General features: G+C 45.5%; 16 protein-coding genes. 8 read left to right on the top strand and 8 right to left on the bottom strand.

The genetic code is table 11. From position 1 onward, the window contains the following. Positions 1-93 precede the first annotated feature (93 nt). From FTU44_RS07720 to FTU44_RS07710, 3 genes are all read left to right on the top strand, one after another. The gene (locus tag FTU44_RS07720) at positions 94-1,110 is read left to right on the top strand and encodes an aspartate carbamoyltransferase catalytic subunit (protein ID WP_005171612.1); all 1,017 of its coding nucleotides are present in this window, start codon (positions 94-96) and stop codon (positions 1,108-1,110) included. A gap of 10 nt (positions 1,111-1,120) precedes the next feature. Next, a complete protein-coding gene (locus FTU44_RS07715; RefSeq protein WP_100355093.1) occupies positions 1,121-2,356 on the top strand; it encodes a dihydroorotase in 1,236 nt (411 codons plus the stop codon). Between the two features lie 192 nt (positions 2,357-2,548). Next, positions 2,549-4,033 carry an OmpA family protein gene (locus FTU44_RS07710; protein ID WP_100535529.1) on the top strand — a complete coding sequence of 495 codons (1,485 nt, stop codon included), beginning with the start codon at positions 2,549-2,551 and terminating at the stop codon, positions 4,031-4,033. A gap of 55 nt (positions 4,034-4,088) precedes the next feature. Here FTU44_RS07710 and FTU44_RS07705 read toward each other — a convergent pair whose 3' ends face one another. The 8 genes from FTU44_RS07705 to FTU44_RS07670 all read right to left on the bottom strand — a co-directional run bounded on the left by FTU44_RS07705 (position 4,089) and on the right by FTU44_RS07670 (position 13,575). Beyond that, complete coding sequence (locus FTU44_RS07705) at positions 4,089-5,501, bottom strand: short-chain fatty acid transporter (RefSeq protein ID WP_005096535.1); 1,413 nt, start codon at positions 5,499-5,501, stop codon at positions 4,089-4,091. A gap of 97 nt (positions 5,502-5,598) precedes the next feature. Next, the gene (locus tag FTU44_RS07700; protein WP_005096536.1) at positions 5,599-6,237 is read right to left on the bottom strand and encodes a CoA transferase subunit B; all 639 of its coding nucleotides are present in this window, start codon (positions 6,235-6,237) and stop codon (positions 5,599-5,601) included. Positions 6,238-6,239: 2 nt separating this feature from the next. Further along, a complete protein-coding gene (locus FTU44_RS07695; RefSeq protein WP_074382978.1) occupies positions 6,240-6,944 on the bottom strand; it encodes a CoA transferase subunit A in 705 nt (234 codons plus the stop codon). 101 nt (positions 6,945-7,045) lie between these two features. Next, the gene (locus FTU44_RS07690; protein WP_100329795.1) at positions 7,046-7,948 is read right to left on the bottom strand and encodes a hydroxymethylglutaryl-CoA lyase; all 903 of its coding nucleotides are present in this window, start codon (positions 7,946-7,948) and stop codon (positions 7,046-7,048) included. Next, entirely contained in the window at positions 7,945-9,939 is a 1,995-nt protein-coding gene (locus FTU44_RS07685) for an acetyl/propionyl/methylcrotonyl-CoA carboxylase subunit alpha (RefSeq protein ID WP_005096540.1), read from the bottom strand. The genes FTU44_RS07690 and FTU44_RS07685 overlap by 4 nt, the downstream gene beginning before the upstream one ends. A 19-nt stretch (positions 9,940-9,958) precedes the next feature. Next, on the bottom strand, positions 9,959-10,753 hold the full coding sequence (locus FTU44_RS07680; protein ID WP_074382975.1) for an enoyl-CoA hydratase/isomerase family protein: 795 nt from the start codon (positions 10,751-10,753) through the stop codon (positions 9,959-9,961). Positions 10,754-10,765: 12 nt separating this feature from the next. After that, complete coding sequence (locus FTU44_RS07675) at positions 10,766-12,367, bottom strand: carboxyl transferase domain-containing protein (protein WP_180049998.1); 1,602 nt, start codon at positions 12,365-12,367, stop codon at positions 10,766-10,768. Between the two features lie 35 nt (positions 12,368-12,402). After that, entirely contained in the window at positions 12,403-13,575 is a 1,173-nt protein-coding gene (locus FTU44_RS07670) for an isovaleryl-CoA dehydrogenase (RefSeq protein WP_005096545.1), read from the bottom strand. Between the two features lie 147 nt (positions 13,576-13,722). On the opposite strand from FTU44_RS07670, the gene FTU44_RS07665 reads away from it, so the two are divergent. The 5 genes from FTU44_RS07665 (at position 13,723) to FTU44_RS07645 (ending at position 18,903) form a co-directional block, all read left to right on the top strand. Then, complete coding sequence (locus FTU44_RS07665; RefSeq protein WP_035337915.1) at positions 13,723-14,358, top strand: TetR/AcrR family transcriptional regulator; 636 nt, start codon at positions 13,723-13,725, stop codon at positions 14,356-14,358. A 98-nt stretch (positions 14,359-14,456) separates the two neighbouring features. Further along, positions 14,457-16,145 (top strand): AMP-binding protein, encoded by a 1,689-nt coding sequence (locus tag FTU44_RS07660; RefSeq protein WP_180049996.1) that lies wholly within the window; start codon positions 14,457-14,459, stop codon positions 16,143-16,145. 366 nt (positions 16,146-16,511) lie between these two features. Further along, on the top strand, positions 16,512-17,183 hold the full coding sequence (locus tag FTU44_RS07655; RefSeq protein ID WP_180049994.1) for a class I SAM-dependent methyltransferase: 672 nt from the start codon (positions 16,512-16,514) through the stop codon (positions 17,181-17,183). A 63-nt stretch (positions 17,184-17,246) separates the two neighbouring features. Further along, a complete protein-coding gene (locus FTU44_RS07650; protein WP_180049992.1) occupies positions 17,247-18,044 on the top strand; it encodes a thioesterase family protein in 798 nt (265 codons plus the stop codon). A gap of 82 nt (positions 18,045-18,126) precedes the next feature. Next, on the top strand, positions 18,127-18,903 hold the full coding sequence (locus FTU44_RS07645) for a Rossmann-like and DUF2520 domain-containing protein (protein ID WP_159138064.1): 777 nt from the start codon (positions 18,127-18,129) through the stop codon (positions 18,901-18,903). The last annotated feature ends 70 nt before the right edge of the window (positions 18,904-18,973 follow it).

Here is an 18,973-nt window from a genome sequence, read left to right as displayed (position 1 = left end):
CGAGGTGGTTTTTGTACAAGTAGTCACATTGCCAACTACTCAGACTGGCCAATCTCTGTATAATATGTTGACTTAACGCATAAGGAATCTCTCATGCACTTGGCGGCATTGCATACACCGAGCCAGATTCAACTCAATAAAGAAGGTAATCTAAAACACTTCTTGACCATCGAAGGTCTTTCCAAAGAAACCCTGACAAAAATATTGGACACTGCGCAGTCCTTTTTTAATGACCAAAATCAGCTCATTACCAATAATTTGCTGGAAGGCAAAACGGTGATGAACCTGTTTTTCGAGAACTCTACCCGTACCCGCACTACTTTTGAAGCCGCTGCCAAGCGCCTTTCTGCCAACGTTCTGAATATCGATATTGCCCGTTCGAGTACCTCTAAAGGTGAAACCCTGCGTGACACCTTATGGAACCTTGAAGCGATGGCCGCCGATATTTTCGTGGTGCGTCATTCATCTTCAGGTGCGGCGCATTTTATTGCCAAAGATGTCTGTCCGACGGTGGCGATTATTAATGCCGGTGATGGCCGTCATGCCCATCCAACCCAGGCGATGCTGGACATGCTCACCATTCGCCGGGAAACCCATAAAAAATTTGAAGAGATGTCGATTGCCATTATTGGTGATATCAAACATTCACGTGTCGCGCGTTCAGATGTAGCGGCTTTGCAAACCTTAGGCTGCGAAGATATTCGGGTGATTGCACCAAATACCTTGCTGCCATACGGTTTTGAAGAATATGGTGATGGTATTCGTCTATTTAACAACATGGAAGATGGCATCAAAGATTGCGACGTGATCATTACCCTGCGTATTCAAAATGAGCGGATTGATTCTCCGGCACTGGCATCGCAAGCTGAATTCTACAAGATGTATGGCCTGAACAAAGAACGTTTAGCGATGGCAAAACCGGATTGTATCGTGATGCATCCGGGTCCAATGAACCGTGGGGTGGAGATTGACTCCAGTATTGCCGATGGACCGCAGTCGGTGATTCTGAATCAGGTGACCAATGGTATTGCGGTACGTATGGCGGTGTTGGCTTTGTCAATGCAAGGCCAGCTTCAGGAACAGGGTTTGATTGCAGCGATTGCGGGTTAAGGAATAAGTCATGACTATTGTAAAAATTGAAAATGTTCGTGTGCTCGATCCGATCCAAAACACTGATTCTGTTCAGACCGTGTATCTGGAAAATGGTAAGTTCGTTGCGGAAACGGCTGCTGTTTCTGAAACGATTGATGGTCAGGGCAAATGGTTGATGCCCACCATGGTCGATCTGTGTGCACGTTTACGGGAACCGGGTCAGCAACAACATGGCACCTTAAAATCTGAAGGTAAAGCAGCACGTGAAAATGGGATTTTGCACGTGTTTACACCACCAGATTCAAAGCCGATCGTGCAGGACAATGGCGCACTGATTCATGGTCTGGTTGAGAAAGCCATGCTGGACGGTGGTATTTATCTTGAAGTGATTGGTGCTCAAACCCAAGGCTTGCAAGGCCAGCAACCTGCCAATATGGCCGGTTTGAAAAAAGGCGGATGTACTGCGGTGTCCAATGCCAGTGCGCCTTTTGTCAATGATGACGTGGTACTACGTACCCTGGAATATGCTGCAGGTTTAGATCTGACTGTGGTGTTCTATGCAGAAGAGCCGCAAATTGCCAAAGATGGCTGTGTACATGAAGGCTTTATTGCCTCGCGTCAAGGCTTGCCGATGATTCCAGCACTTGCTGAAACCGTGGCAATTGCCAAATACCTGTTAATGATTGAAGTGACCAAAGTTCGTGCGCATTTCGGTTTATTATCTTGTGGTGCGTCAGTAGAGCTAATCCGGATTGCCAAAGAAAAAGGCTTGCCTGTCACCTGTGATGTGGCCATGCACCAATTACATCTGACCGATGCCTTAATTGACGGTTTTAATTCGCTGGCACATGTACGTCCGCCACTGCGTGCTGAACAAGACAAAGAATTGCTACGCCAAGGAGTAAAATCTGGGGTGATTGATGCGATTTGTACCCATCATGAACCGCTGAGCAGCTCTGCGAAAATGGCACCATTTGCTGAAACCCAGCCTGGCTTTAGCGCTTTTGATACTTATGTACCTTTTGGGATTCAACTGGTCAATGAAGGTTTGTTTACACCACTGGAATGGGTAGAAAAAGTGACTTTGGCTCCGGCACGTGTTGCACAAATGGCAGATCGCTGGGCAGACGAGGCGGGTTGGGTGCTGGTAGATCCAGAGCTAGAATGGACGCTGAACAAAGAAAGCATCGTGTCGCAAGGTAAAAATACACCGCTGATCAATCAAAAAGTGCGAGCTAAAGTTTTAAAAACGTTCCTCGCTTAATAGATCCAGCTTTTATAAAAGTCAGCTTCGGCTGGCTTTTTTTGTTTTTGAATTCTGTGTCAGTAAAATGAGTACTCAACAAAAACAGTGAAACTTTATGATATTCATACAATTATTTACATTTTCAAAAAACTGGCATCGTTACACTGATTGAATATTAAACATTAGAAAAATCAAAAGAATGGTGACAATATGAATGTAGATCTGATGGAACGCTTAAAAAGCGATGTTACAGCGATTGTGCTACAAGGTGAAACCGAACATCTATTTGCCAAAGATCAGGCACTGAGTCAGTTCTATCCCATATTCTTAAGTATATTGCGTGCACGTCCTGCATGGATTGAAAGTTTAAGCCAGCAACTCAATCCAAAAATCCATGAACTGTTTAATGGAAATTCGGCACTCAAGCAGCAGTTTCTGGATCAACTTGATCAGAGCGCACCACAAGATCAAATAGAGCAAACCCTGAATCGGGCCATTGTACCGACCCTCAATTTTTTACAGACCGAAGCCGGTGCTTCAAGTCCAGAAGCGATTAGTCATTTGCTGGAAACCCACGCCGAATCGATCCAGCGTGCATTACCTGTTTGGGCCGGATCAATTTTAGCGGCATTAGGTGTTTCTCCATTGGCAGGGCAGCATTTGAATCAGGCGCCTGAACTAGAACCAGAATATACTGTTGTGGTACAGCAACAGAAAAAAAGCGGTTTTTTATGGCCGTTTATTATTTTTCTGATTCTGGCAGCTTTAATCCTGTTTTTTGTTCGTAGCTGTATGCAGGATGATGCTGAGGATTCGGCAAACACCCAAACGACCCGTGAAATTGCCGCAGCCCAACCGGCTTCTTTACAGTTGAGTACCGGCACTAATGGTGAAATTATCAGTTGTCAGTTACAGCTGAATAATCCCCAATATATGCAAATTTTGCAAACCGAGATTAAACAGATCTTTAATTATAATATTGGTTGTGGGGCGCTCAGCAGTGAGGTTTATCATTCGGAATTTATTGATCAGGATAGCATTCCTTCCGTTTTGAAACTGATTCAAGGCATGCCAAATGTCTCACTAGACTGGATTGGTAATCAGGTTGCTATACGTGCAGCGAGTAATGCAGAAGCAGAACGTCTGGCAACACAAATTCGTAATCTGGCCAAAAATGTCACTGTTGTGACTCAACAGCCGGTCAATAGGAGTGAGGCGATTCAGGCTGCCAATAGCGAGGCAGAACAAGCATTGGCGAGTATCAAAACTGATCATGTTCAGGCCTTAGATGTTGCGACCGCACTGAATTTGCAGATTATTAATTTTGATACTGCATCGACTACCGTGCCGGAAGTGAATAAATCGGTACTGGATCAGGCTGCCGCATTATTGCAGCGCGCACCGCATGTTATTCTCAAGGTCAAAGGACATACCGATGCGCAAGGAAGTGAGGCCGAGAATAAAGTGCTGTCTGTGCAACGCGCGCAAGCAATTGTGGGTTATCTGATTGAAAAGGGGGTTGATCCTGCGCAATTGCAAGCTGTAGGCGTGGGAGAGGGCCAGCCTGTTGAACCGAATGCGACACCTGCCGGACAGTTTCAGAACCGCCGCGTAGCTTTTGAAGTGGTTAATACTGAAACAGGTACTATACGTGCAGTGGATAGCGAGGGTGTTGTAGAAAAGAAAGCCAGCTGAAATAATTTTCCAGATGAAAAAGGACGAATGATTCGTCCTTTTTATATGGCTTAAATTAAGAAAAGACCGGTGGACTATAGGTCAAAGTTCGGCCGAGGAACCAGAGTAAAAACAGCACCAGCGGGATATGAAAAACCAGTTGGGTCACGGTAAAACCGATCACATCTTTGGCCTTTAACTTCAGGATGCCCAGCATCGGCAACATAAAGAAAGGATTGATCAGATTAGGCAAGGCTTCGGCAGCATTATAAATCTGCACTGACCAGCCCAGATGCACTTTCAGATCATGCGCAGCCTGCATTACATAAGGGGCTTCAATAATCCATTTACCTCCACCGGAAGGAATGAAGAAACCCAGGATTGCCGAATAGAGACCCATCACGATAGCAAAGGTTTCCTGTGAAGCAATCGAAACGAAAAATTCGGCAATATAGTGTGATAGGGACAGATCCGCAGAATTCAGCGCATTGGTCATCATAAAGGCAATGCTGCCATATAAAGGAAACTGGATCAGCACACCTGAAATTGCTGGCACAGCCTTGGAAACGGCATTGAGAAAATTCCGTGGTGTGCCATGTAGTGCGACACCCAAAATCAGGAAGATAAAGTTATAGGTATTTAAACTGGAGATGGCCAGAATAGGATTGCTTTCGGAAAATTCGTTAAACATCCATACAGCACCTAGCACCACAATCAGAATACTTAAAATAGGTGAGTTTTCCAGCCAGTCGCCCGGACGTTTTGATGAAGATTCTTCCGGTTTTCCTTCTTCAATCTGAACCGGAAAATGTTCAATGGTTTTAATATGACTGCCTTTCGGCGCTGACCAGTAGGCAATGGCAATCGAGGCAATAATTAGAACCGCCGTCATGATCATGGATTGCGGCAGGAAAATCGTTTCGGTAAATGGAATGACACCGGTCAGATTGTAAATCGGTTCAGGCAGGCTGCTTTTATTGGCCTGTAATTGTGCAGCAGAGGAACTGATGCCGAGTGCCCAGGTGGCTCCCATCCCGATAATCGCTGCTGCGGCTGCAGCGCGGTAATCCATATTAAGTTCTTTACGTTGTGCCAGTGCAATCACGAGTAATGCAGTTAGAACTGTGCTCATGGCCCAGTTAATCAGGGAAATGAGCAGGCTGACTGTCGCGACCAATACAATCGCACCACGCCCTGAATGGGGCAGACATGCCATTTTTCGGATCAGAAGCTGCATTGGTTTTGAAACCGAAACCACATAACCGACCACGATCAGCATGCACATCTGCAAGGTAAAGGGAATCAGGCTCCAGAACCCGTCACCAAAGGAAATGGCAACGTCCTGTGCCGGCGCGCCAATTCCGATAGCGGCAATTGCGACAATGATGACACCGAGCAGGGCAAAAATATAAGAATCGGGAAACCATTTTTCTGACCAGTCACTGACGCGCAGGGCGAAGCGTTGTAAGATATTTTGTTCTGTTTGCATGATTAAAATTCATTTATTCTGCATTCATTTTTAAAATTAGAGTTTTCTTTGGTCGAAAAGAAACCCTTAAAATTTTTCATTTTAAGGGCCGGGAAAATCAAGCTGCTATTTTTTGTAAAGCCACACCCGTGACTTTCTGAATCTCCTCAAAACTGACCTCTGGTGCCAGCTCAACAAGTTGAATACCATCTGGAGTGACATCCAGCACACCTAAATCGGTAATGATCCGGTTGACCACAGCCTGTCCGGTAAGGGGCAGACTGCATTGCGCAACAATTTTAGGCGTGCCATCTTTGGCGCAGTGTTCCATCAACACCACGACTTTTTGTACCCCTGCGACCAGATCCATGGCACCGCCCATACCTTTGACTTTTTTGCCCGGAATCATCCAGTTGGCCAGATCGCCAGTTTCGGACACTTCCATGGCACCTAAAATGGCGATATTGACATGACCGCCACGGATCATGGCAAAGGAATCGGCACTGGAAAAGAAAGAAGCGCCCTTACGGGCAGTCACGGTCTGTTTACCAGCATTAATCAGGTCGGCATCGACGGTTTCAGCCGTTGGAAATTCGCCAATACCGAGCAAGCCATTTTCCGATTGCAGCCAGACGTTGATATTTTCTGGAATGTAGTTAGCAACCAGCGTTGGTAAACCAATCCCCAGGTTAACGTAGAAACCATCTTCCAGCTCTTGTGCAGCGCGCTGCGCCATTTGATTACGTGTCCAAGCCATGATCAAGCCTCCGCCTTTAAGGTCATCTGTTCAATACGTTTTTCCGGTTGGGTATTTAAGACAATTCGATTCACATAAATACCGGGCAGATGAATGTCATCGGGATCCAGCGCACCAATCTCGACAATTTCTTCTACTTCAGCCACGGTGATTTTGCCAGCCATAGCGCAGACCGGATTAAAGTTTTGTGCAGTTTTACGGAAAATCAGATTACCTGCTTTATCGGCCTTATAGGCTTTGACCAAGGCGATATCGGCAGTCAAGGATTCTTCCAGAATATAAGACTTGCCATTAAACTCACGTACATCCTTGCCTTCAGCAATCACGGTTCCGACACCGGTGGCGGTATAAAAAGCCGGAATACCGGCACCGCCAGCACGTAATTTCTCCGCCAAGGTGCCTTGTGGGGTCAGTTCGACTTCCAGTTCGCCACTCAGGTATTGACGTTCGAATTCTTTATTCTCACCAACATAAGATGAAATCATTTTTTGAATCTGTTTGGTTTCCAGTAAAACGCCCAAACCAAAACCATCGACTCCGGCATTGTTGGAAATACAGGTCAGATTTTTGGCACCGGTCTGTTTCAATGCGGCAATCAATGCTTCCGGAATACCGCATAAACCAAAACCTCCGACTGCCAGTGTATGTCCATTCTGAACCACGCCGTCTAAAGCGGCCTCTGCACTGTCATAAACTTTATTTGACATTTTTTACCTCGATTTATTCTTGTCTTGCAGATTCCTTTTTGGTCAGGAAACTACTGATGTATATCCTTGAGGACTTGTATCGTGTCCGGGTATTGCTATTGTTAGGCACAGGCTTTTTGCCAATAGGCATTGGCATAATTGGAGGGATTATTGCGCTGCAACACCTCACTGATATTACGGCTGGCCTGCATCAGGGCATCCAGTTGAATACCGGTTTCAAAGCCCATATTCGAGAGCAGGTAATACAGGTCTTCAGTTGAAACATTGCCTGAAGCACCCTTGGCATAAGGACAGCCACCCAGACCGGCAATGGATGAATCAAATACCCGGATGCCTTGTAACAGCGACTGGTAAATATTGGCGATGGCCATGCCATAGGTATTATGGAAATGACCTGCCAAAACCTTGGTATCGATCTGAGCCAGGCAAGCATCCCAGACTTTTTGCACCCGATCCGGTGTGGCTGTACCAATGGTTTCACCCAACGACACTTCATAGCAGCCCATATCCAGCAAACGTTGGGTGACTTTGACCACCTGTTTCGGATCAATCGCACCTTCATAAGGGCAGTCCACCATACAGGACACATAACCGCGTACCCGAATATCATTGGCTTTGGCGGCCGCCATCACATCGGCAAACTTTTCAAAGCTTTCATCAATCGAGCAGTTGATATTTTTTCGGGTAAAACTTTCGGACGCTGCGGTAAAGACCGCAACTTCCTTGCAACCCACCGCCAGTGCTGCTTCAAAGCCCTTCAGGTTTGGCGTGAGTAAACTGAACTGAATATTTGGGTCTTTTGGCAAGCCGGCAAACAGCTGATCGCTGTCTGCCATTTGTGGCACCCATTTGGCTGAAACACAGGAACCGACTTCAATCGCCTGTAAACCGGTTTTCATCAGATCCAGAATCAGATTTTTCCGGTCATCCAGCGTTAATGGCGTTTTTTCATTTTGCAGGCCATCGCGTGGCCCGACTTCTACAATTTTGACAAATTCGGTCATGCAACATCCTCCGTCAGTGGCTGGAACTCAAGCAGTTCATCACCGGCTTTGACCTGATCACCTTTCTGGAAATATGAACTGGCGATGATGCCGTCATGTGGTGCACGAATCGAGTATTCAATTTTCATCGCTTCCAGCGTCATCAAGACATCGTCTTTTTTGACCTTGTCATTGGCAGCGACCAGTACTTGCGTGATCACACCTGGCATTGGTGCAGTGAGGTTGTTTTCTGTCCCTTGATCATCATGCTGATCATAATCCGGCTGGATAGACTCGAATTTATGTGTCTGACCATTCTGGAACAGGGTAATGCCATGTTCAGTCTGGCTAAAGGCCAGTTTTTGCTGTTTGCCTGCCAGTTGCAAAGCTAAAGTATGTGCATCAATCAACTGACCTTGTAGCTGAATCTGCTGACCATTATAAGTGGCGATAAAACCTTGCTCTTGCGTACTGAACTGAACTTTAAGCATAATGCCATTGCGTTGTAATTGCACTGTATATGCATTTTGCTGATTCAGGCGCCAGAAAGCGTGTTGTTGCCAGACTGAGTTATTCGCAACCGGGTTTTGAGCTTGGCGTGATAATAATTCGATGAATGCAGCACTAACGATCAGTTCAGCATTGATCTCAGTCGAAGGTTTTAATAAGAACTCTTCTTCACGTTGAATCAGGCCGGTATCCAGATGGGCATTTTTAAACGAATCACACAGCACCAAACGGTCGAGGAATGCAATATTATTGCCCAAACCATCCACATGGAAATGGCCCAGGGCATGATGCATTTGCGTTAAAGCAGCTTCGCGGTTTTTGCCCCAGACAATCAGTTTGGCAATCATCGGATCATAATAGGTGCTGATTTCATCACCTTCGACAATGCCACTATCCACACGTACACAGTCATTTTGCTCTGGATAGTGTAAATAGCTGATCTGGCCAATCGCAGGAATAAAGCCTTTCTCTGGTTCTTCGGCATAGACACGTGCTTCCAGTGCATGCCCGTGGATCTGTAATTCATGCTGCTGTTTGGGTAAAGGCTCACCAAAAGCTACGCGCAGTTGCCATTCCACCAGATCCTGACCTGTAATCATTTCAGTGACCGGGTGCTCAACCTGCAAACGGGTATTCATTTCCATGAAATAGGCAGTACCATCTTGCTCGACGATAAACTCTACCGTACCGGCACCGACATAATCGACCGCACGTGCGGCATCAATCGCGGCCTGGCGCATCGCTTCAAGTTTGTCTTCTGGCATTTTTGGTGCAGGCGCTTCTTCAAGGACTTTTTGATGACGACGTTGTACCGAGCAATCACGTTCAAATAAATGCACATAATTGCCGTGGGTATCGCCAAAAACCTGTACTTCAATATGACGTGGCTGAATCACATAGCGTTCAATTAGCACATCTTCATTGCCAAAACTGGAACGCGCTTCGCTTTTACATGAAGCCAGCGAACTCAGAAAATCTTCACTGCGCTCGACCAGACGCATGCCTTTACCGCCACCGCCAGCACTGGCTTTGATTAGCACCGGATAGCCGATGCTGTCAGCCTGCTGTTTCAGGAAGTCGGCATCCTGATTGCTACCGTGATAGCCCGGGGTTAAAGGCACACCAGCTTTTTCCATCAGCGCTTTAGAGGTGGCTTTGAGACCCATCGCCAAAATGGCATCGACAGGCGGGCCAATAAAGACAATATTATTGTCCTGACAGGCCAGGGCAAACTGGTCATTTTCCGACAAAAAGCCATAACCTGGGTGAATTGCTTGCGCACCGGTGTTTTTGGCCGCCTGAATAATACGTTCGATCTGTAAATAGCTTTGTGCTGCTGGCGATTCACCAATATAGATCGCTTCATCCGCCAGTTTGACATGCTGTGCCTGTGCATCGGCATCGGAGTATACGGCAACGGTGGCAATACCGAGTTTTTTTGCTGTACGAATCACACGGCAGGCAATTTCACCACGGTTGGCAATTAAAATCTTTTCAAACATCGTAGCATCCTTCTTGTTGTTATGCCGTGGTCTTGATCCAGGCCGGGCTTTGTTTGTTTAAAAATGCATTCAGTCCATTTTTCGCCTCATCTCCCTGGCGAATATGGGCAATATGCTGTGCTGTTTTAAGAAGTAAATCTTCGGTCAAAACCTGTTGGTCGACCAGTTGAATCAGTTGTTTTGAGGAATTTTGTGCAGCAGGGCCACCGAGTAACAGGGCTTCCACAATTTCATCAATTTTGCTGTCGAGCTGTTCCGGTGGAGTGACTTCATGCGCCAGTCCAATGGTTTTGGCCTGTTCCGCAGAAATTCGCTCGGCGGTCAGGAAATAACGTGAAGCCTGACGCGCACCAATCGCACGAATCACATACGGGCTGATGGTCGAAGGTGCCAGACCCAAGCGTACTTCAGAGGTGGCAAACTTGGCATCGGTACTGGCCACGCAAATATCACAAGCTGATGCCAGACCCATACCACCGCCAAAAGCAATGCCATGCACCCGGGCGATGGTTGGCTGCTTTAAAGTCGCTAGGCTTTGCAGCATTTTCGCCAGTTTTAATGCATCTGCTTCGTTGTCTGCTTGAGAAGCCTGACCGGCCTGTTTCATCCAGTTCAGATCGGCACCAGCCGAAAAGCTTTTGCCGCGCCCTGCCAGAATCACCACACGTACATCATCACGGCTATTTAAAGATTGGAAGCAGCGATACAATTCTTCAATGACCTGAGTATTAAAGGCATTGTGCAGTTCAGCGCGATTAATCCAGACAGTTGCCACTTGATTTTGCTGTTCGAGCTGTAAAAATTGATATGTCATTTTTTTCACCTCTTACATGCGGAACACGCCAAACTTGGTCGGCTGGATTGGCGCATTCAGTGCCGCAGCTAAACTAAGACCTAACACTTCACGAGACTGGGCAGGGTCAATGACACCGTCATCCCATAAACGTGCAGAGGCATAATAAGGATGACCTTGGCGTTCGTACTGATCACGAATTGGCTGTTTAAACTGGTCTTCTTCTTCCGCAGACCAGTTAGCGCCTTTGGCTTCAATCTGATCACGTTTTAAGGTCGACAGTACGCTCGATGCCTGTTCACCGCCCATCACTGAAATACGTGAGTTTGGCCAAGTCCACATAAAGCGTGGTGAATACGCGCGGCCACACATACCATAGTTGCCGGCACCAAATGAGCCGCCAATCACCATGGTCAGTTTAGGCACATTGGCATTGGCCACAGCCATCACCAGTTTGGCGCCATTTTTGGCAATGCCTTCATTTTCATACTGGCGACCGACCATAAAGCCAGTGATATTCTGAATAAACAGCAGCGGAATATTGCGCTGACAGCAAAGTTCAATAAAATGCGCACCTTTTTGTGCAGATTCGGAAAACAGAATGCCGTTATTGGCAATAATCCCGACTGGCATACCGTATAGGCTGGCAAATCCGGTAATCAGAGTGGTACCAAATCGAGCCTTAAATTCATCAAAACGCGAACCATCGACAATCCGGGCAATCACTTCACGGACATCAAAAGGTTTACGCGAATCTGTTGGCACGATACCGTATAGCTCTGAAGCATCAAACAAAGGTGCTTCCACATGTTCAGGCAACGGATTTGGTTTTTTATTTAAATTGGCCACAATATTGCGGGCAATTTCCAGGGCATGCTGGTCATTTTCAGCCAGATGATCGGCTACACCGGAGAGGCGGGTATGCACATCACCACCACCAAGGTCTTCACTGGAAACCACTTCACCGGTTGCTGCTTTGACCAGTGGCGGGCCACCGAGGAAAATGGTTCCCTGATTGCGCACAATAATCGTTTCATCCGACATGGCAGGCACATAGGCACCACCCGCCGTACAACTGCCCATTACCACGGCAATCTGGGCAATGCCTTGGCTCGACATACGCGCCTGATTATAGAAAATACGTCCGAAGTGATCACGATCCGGGAAGACTTCATCTTGTAGCGGCAAATAGGCACCGCCAGAATCGACCAGATAAATACAGGTCAAATGATTCTGCTCGGCAATTTCCTGAGCACGTAAATGTTTTTTCACGGTCAATGGATAATAAGTGCCACCTTTAACAGTCGCATCATTGGCAATGATCATGCAGGTCACGCCATTGACCTGACCAACGCCAGCGACCACACCCGCAGCAGGCACATCGTCCTGATAGACCTGATAGGCAGCCAGTTGTCCAATTTCAATAAATGCCGTACCAGGATCAATCAGATGATCAATACGTTCTCTGGCCAATAATTTACCGCGATCCAAATGTTTTTGACGGGCAGTTTCACCCCCACCCAAGGCAATTTTTTGGACTTTCTGTTTCAGGTCTCCGACCAGATTTTGCATCGCCGCCTGGTTGTTTTTAAATTCGTCGCTGCGAATATTAATTTTGCTCTTTAATTGATTCATGCCGAACATCCTTGTCTATTCTTGTGATTTATTTTTTAGGCAGTTTCATTAAACAGTTCGCGGCCAATCAGCATGCGGCGAATTTCTGAAGTGCCTGCGCCAATTTCATACAGTTTGGCATCACGCCATAGACGTCCCGCAGCAAACTCGTTGATATAACCGTTGCCACCCAAGGTTTGAATGGTTTCGCCCGCCATCCAGGTGGCTTTTTCAGCTGCATATAAAATCGCACTGGCGGCATCTTTACGAAGGCTACGGCTATGCTCTGCCTTGTCACATTCTGCGCCAACTGCATAGACTAGGGCTTTACAGGCCAGCCAGGTTGAATACATGTCAGCAATTTTGCCCTGCATCAACTGGAATTCACCCAGCGCCTGACCAAACTGTTTACGGTCATGAATATACGGAATCACGGTATCCATACAGGCATCCATAATGCCGAGTGGGCCTGCACTTAAAACAGCACGTTCATAGTCCAGACCGCTCATCAGCACTTTGGTGCCATTGCCGACACCGCCGAGCACGTTTTCTTTGGGCACTGCGACATTGTCAAAAAATAGTGGATAAGTGTTTGAGCCACGCATGCCGAGTTTGTCTAGGTGCGTACCGTGACTAAACCCCGGCATATTTTTTTCAACCAGAAAAGCGGTCATGCCTTTGGCACCGGCTTGTAAATCGGTTTTTGCGTAGACCACCAGTACATCGGCATCGCCGCCATTGGTGATCCACATTTTCGAACCATTCAGCAGGTAATGATCACCTTTGTCTTCAGCTTTGAGTTTCATACTGACCACATCGGATCCGGCATTGGGTTCGGACATGGCCAATGCACCGACATAATCACCAGATACCAGTTTAGGCAGATAGCGCTGTTTCTGTTCTTCACTGCCATTACGCTTAATCTGGTTTACACATAGGTTAGAATGTGCGCCATAGGACAAACCAATCGATGCTGAAGCGCGGGAAATTTCCTGCATGGCAATGATGTGCGCCAGATAACCGAAATTTGAACCGCCATATTCCTCACTGACCGTCAGACCGAGCAGGCCCATCTCGCCAAATTTTTTCCAAAGGTGAGCAGGGAATTCATTGTCACGGTCCACTTGTTGAGCAATTGGAGCAATTTCCTTGGCGCAAAATGCAGCCACTGAATCACGAAGTGCAATAAGTGTTTCGTCCAAACCGAAATCCAAGCTTTGTAAATTCATTGTTCATCCATCCTGTGGTTCTATTTGTTGTATCCAAAAAAGCATTTTTGTTGTGCTTGTTATTTAACATACATCGAAAATTTAAAAAAGTGAATCAATATTCACAAAATGATTTACAATTCATTTTATCTTGTTGAGATTAATTTTATGAGTTATAAAAGATCATCATTGATGCAGGAACGAATGGAGCAAAATCGCTTGGCGATCTTGCAATCTGCTCGTGAGCTGATTACTCAAGGGGGCTTTAAAGAGGCGTCGATTCAGGCGATTGCAGAACGTGCAGGCGTTTCTACAGGCTTGGTATATCGATATTTCGAAAACAAGAATCAGATTTTGATTCAGGTTTTGTCAGAAGCAATTCGGCTTGAGATTGAGATTTTAAATCACATTGCTGCCTCGGATTTATCGCCAAAACAGAAATTGCAAAAATCTGTTACAACTTTTGTGAAGCGAGCCATGAACAGCCCCCAGTTGGCGTATTCGCTGATGTTCGAACCGGTCGATCCGGAAATGGAACATGAGCGTTTTCACAGTAAACAGCTAATCAAGCAAAGCATTAAGGAAATTTTGGCTGAAGGAAAAGTCAATGGCGAGTTTGAATTTGAAGATTTAAATACCGCAGCGCTGGGTGTGGTTGGTTCCATGACCTTTGTGGTAATTGAACCTTTGAATCCATCTCGGAATATCAGGTTTGATCAAAATTATAAGGATCACTTTGTCAAACAGATTGCCGATTTTTGTGTCAACGCAGTACGTCGACAGGAGGGAGTAGCAGGAGCATAAAACACAAAAAAACAGGCAGGAAGACAGGGTTGTCGTGGTCAAAAAACAATTAATAGAGTTGAAAATCAGAATTACAAAGAATCAAGGAGATCGATTCAATGACACAAGTACGGTTAAGCTATGCCTACGGAACAAGCAGCCAACCCTTATTGGGCATGACAATTGGCGAAAAATTTGATCAGGCATGCGAACAGTATGCATATTCTGATGCAATCGTCAGCTTGCACCAGAATGTGCGTCTGAGCTATCAGCAGTTGCAGCAGCAAGTGAATGCTTTTGCCTGTAGTTTGCAGAAACTGGGCCTGGAAAAAGGTGACCGTCTGGCCATCTGGTCGCCGAACTGTGTGGAATGGACCATTACCCAGTTTGCTGCATTTAAGGCCGGGATTATTCTGGTGAATTTGAATCCAGCTTATAAAAGTAATGAACTGGAATATGTCTTAAACAAGGTCTCCTGTAAGGGACTGGTGATTGCAGCGCAGTTTAAAACCACTGACTATCAGGAAATTCTGACTAAAATTGCTCCTGAGCTAATGCAGACTGAAAGTAAATTACTCAATGCAGAGCGTCTGCCGCATTTGAAGCATGTGATTAAAATTGATGAACAGGAACATGCGGGTCTACATCGTTTTCAGGACTTATTGGTGGAACCGAGCGCAAACGCCTTAGAAAAATTGCAGCAAGTTTCGAGTGAATTGCAGTTTGATGAAACCATCAATATTCAGTTCACCTCGGGTACAACGGGGAATCCGAAAGGTACTATGTTGACCCATAACAATATTTTAAATAATGGCTATTTTGTCGGTGAAGCCATTCATTTAAGTCCAGAAGATCGGGTTTGTATTTCGGTACCACTGTTCCACTGCTTTGGTATGGTGATGGGAAATCTGGCCTGTATTACCCATGGTTCAGCCATGATTTATCCATCTGCCGTTTTCAATCCTCTGGAAACCCTCAAAGCCATTCAACAAGAAAAATGTACGGCGGCTTATGGGGTGCCGACCATGTTTATTGCCATTCTTGAGCATGAACAGTTTGATGAATTTGATCTGAGCAGTTTGCGTACCGGTATTATGGCCGGCAGTCCATGTCCACAGGAAATTATGCAGCGTGTGATTGACCGGATGCATATGTCAGACATTACCATCTGTTATGGCATGACTGAAACCGCACCGGTCAGTGCGCAAAGCTCTACCGCAGACTCTATTGAACAGCGTGTTACGACAGTCGGCCGGGTACATCCGCATCTGGAAGTGAAAATTGTCGATGAAGATGGCAAGGTGGTGCCGCGCGGACAACTCGGTGAACTCTGTGTGCGTGGTTATTCGGTGATGCTTGGTTATTGGGAAGATCAGGATAAAACTGCAGAAGTAATTGATAATGCGCGCTGGATGCATACGGGTGATATTGCTGAAATGGATGATGAAGGCTTTGTCAAAATCAAGGGGCGAATCAAGGATGTCGTCATTCGTGGCGGTGAAAACCTGTTCCCCAAAGAAATTGAAGACTTCCTTTATACCTATCCTGCAGTTTCAGATGTTCAGGTGATTGGTGTACCAGATCATAAGTATGGTGAAGAACTCTGTGCCTGCATCATTTTGCATGAAAACGATCCGTGTACTGAAGAAACTATTCGCCAGTATTGTGCCGAGCATATCTCACACAATAAAGTGCCGCGCTATGTGCGTTTCTTCCATGAGTTCCCGATGACAGCTTCCGGTAAGGCGCAGAAGTTTAAATTGCGTGAATTTATGCGTGAAGAGTTGAACTTAAAGGAAATAGCTTAAGTATTGTTTAGTTTTTGAGATTGGTGAATTCTTCAACTTTTTTATCATTAAAAAAAGTTGAAGAGAAACTATTAAGAAAAAGCGAAAGATCTGCACAGCCTCACTTAGAAAGAAAGATTTTGATTTTAACGTGTAGGCCATGCTTTGACTTTTGATGGGCCAAAATAAACAAAAGCCCTTTATTTTGCTGAAGGGACATCCATCTCCTTCAGCAAAATGGCGACATTCATGTCGCCTGTCATGTGATTAGATTTAGGATAATGGTCGAAAATTTAAAACCTTTAGATGGAATCTTTATCAATATTGTAATAACTGATAAACCGAATGCTCTTTAGTCTGTTGAATGGTGTGAGGTAAAGTGAAAATATGGCAAAAAACTTCCATAGTGAACTCGTCGTCGCTAATTATGATGAGCACATCCGTAAACTGATTCCCGGCTATGAACTGGTACATCAGCAAATTGATGCCATTCTAACCACTCATTTACCCGAAATTGCCCATATATTGGTGGTTGGTTGCGGGACAGGCTATGAGCTATCTTATCTGTTGCAACGCCACCCAAACTGGATATTTACTGCAATTGATCCATCGGCGACTATGCTGGAACAGGCGCAGAAAAATATTGGGTTAGGCCTGGAATCGCAGCGGATTCGTTTTATTCAGACAGATACACAAAGCTTAAATCAAGATAATCAGTTCGATGCGGCTCTAGCAATTTTGGTGGCACATTTTATTCCATCAGAAAATAAAGCTGAATTTTTTCAGGATATATCCGATAGTCTTAAGACCGATGGAATCCTGTTAACCTATGACTTGATGCAACCTGAAAATGAAACTGCATTAAAAATCTTGCAAAAAATGGCACAGCAGACAGGACTCAGTATTCAACAAAGCGAAAAAATGATTGAACGATTACAGCAGGATTTTCATTTAATCTCTGCCCAAGATTTAGCAGCGCTTTTAACCAAAGTCGGATTTAAACATAGCAAAATTTACTGTCAAATCATGAATTATTATGGTTTTTTTATACAGAAATAAGCATAGCTAACTGAAACAGTTAACTAGAAATTTAAATATAAGATTCAAGGAAGTGTAAAAACAATGTCAGCCTACTATCGTTTCATCAACCGCGAACAGCATGCCGATGGCAGCAGCACTGCTTATTATGAATCTAATATTCATGCGCAAGGTGCATGGAATCCGCATGAGCAGCATATGGCGCCCGCGACTGGCATTATTTGTGCAGAACTGGAACAGTTTCAGCCACGTGCAGAGATGCGCATTGGCCGGGTGAGTCTGGATATCTTTGGACTGATTGCTTTTGGTGAATTTTCCATTACTACGCGCATGATTCGTCCGGGTAAAACCATCGAGCTTATTGAAGCAGAAATGTGTGCCAACGGGAAAACCTGTATTGTGGCACGTGCCTGGAAAATGATGACTTCGGATACCCGTGCGATCGCTGGTCTGGAAGATTTTCCGGTTCAGCACCCTGAAGACCTGCCGGTGTGGGAAGGGATGCGCTGCTGGCCAGGTGGTTATATTCAAAGTATTAATACCCGTGCCCATGTCGATCATCGTGCGGGCAAAGGTATTGTCTGGTTATCCAATGCCCTGGAAATGGTAGAAGGTCAGATGACCAGCGACTTTAGCCGTTTGATGGGAATGGTGGATACAGCCAATGGCGTGGTGCCGCGTCAGGATCCAAATGCGGGATGGGGTTTCCCAAATCTGGATTTGCAGATTCATTTGCATCGTTTACCTAAAGGCACATGGCTAGGACTAGAAGTGCTACAGCAATATGGTGAAGATGGCATTGGTTTAACCAGTGGAATTTTACATGATCTTCATGGGCCTTTTGGTCGCAGTGAGCAGATTTTAACCTTACGTAAATTTTAAAATCTGATTTACACAAAAGGACGAATTGCTTCGTCCTTTTTTTATTGGCATGCTGTGCGCAATTATTCAGGAAGATCAGCAGATGCGGATTAGTATTATTGGGGCAGGTCGAGTTGCCTTTCATCTTGCCCAAGGCTTAAATGGACAGCATGAGCTTGTACAAATCTATAGCCGCAGTTTTGCCAAGGCAGAACAGCTGGCATCTAAATTTAAGGCTCAGGCGATCAACGCTCCTGAATTACTGCATTCCGAAATTGATCTTTTAATCATTGCCGTCAGTGACCAATTCATTCGATCTGTCATCGAGCAGGTACATGCCTATCTTCCTGATGTGTTGATCGTACATACTTCTGGCAGTACCCACTTAAACGTTTTGCAGGATGTTCACCCACGTTCAGGTGTATTTTACCCTTTACAGACTTTTAGTCTGGAACGTGACATCGACTGGTCGAATACGCCTTTATTTATTGAAGCGGATAATGCTGAAGATCAAGAAAAACTGCATGATCTAGCAAATAGCCTAAGCAATAGAGTCTATCACTATAGCTCTGAACAACGCTTAAGTTTGCATCTGGCCGCAGTATTTGCCTGTAATTTCAGTAATTATTGTTATGATATGGCCAAACAGATTGTAGATGCTGAGCAGGTCGATTTCAGTCTGCTGTATCCCTTAATACTAGAAACTGCCCATAAAGCTACCGAAAATGATCCAAGGCAAATGCAGACTGGCCCCGCCATGCGTGGTGATCAAAATATCCTAAATATGCATCAGCAGATGCTGGCGAATCGGCAGCGAGCAGATTTACAAAATGTCTATCAGTTGTTGAGCCAGCAGATTCTCACGCGTCATCAAAAATGAAGAAGCTAATGATTTATCTACAGAGCAGGGTTCAAAGACAAATTTTCTCTATAAAAAAGCGCTGAATAAT

This window comes from Acinetobacter sp. YH12105, from assembly GCF_013419095.1.
Classification (GTDB): Bacteria; Pseudomonadota; Gammaproteobacteria; order Pseudomonadales; family Moraxellaceae; genus Acinetobacter; species Acinetobacter pseudolwoffii.
The sequence above is the reverse complement of the archived record's forward strand: the minus strand, read 5'-3'. Positions and strand labels throughout refer to the sequence as shown.